This window comes from Photorhabdus sp. RM71S, from assembly GCF_042879355.1.
Classification (GTDB): Bacteria; Pseudomonadota; Gammaproteobacteria; order Enterobacterales; family Enterobacteriaceae; genus Photorhabdus; species Photorhabdus kayaii.
Genome location: NZ_JBHFKV010000307.1, coordinates 1 through 223 on the forward strand (window position 1 = coordinate 1; position 223 = coordinate 223).

The 223-nt window shown below is 46.6% G+C and carries 1 protein-coding gene; it reads right to left on the bottom strand.

The features are described from left to right. Positions 1–223: transposase (locus ACGF5R_RS25010; protein WP_387693354.1), on the bottom strand; the 223-nt coding region annotated here is incomplete at both ends.

Sequence of the window (223 nt, forward strand, 5' to 3'; positions counted from 1 at the left end):
TTGCTAACTCACGGACAGGCTCCCGATCATCGACATTACCCGGAGTGAGTTTGGCTGACACAATTTCTCCCTGATGATTGACTATCAGATGCAGCTTAAAACCGAAAAACCATCCCATTGACCCTTTTCCTCGTTTCGCTATGCCGTCAAACACCTTATGGCGAGGGATACGAATGTTATGACAAACACGAATACTTGTGGAATCGACAAAAGCGAGTCCCGT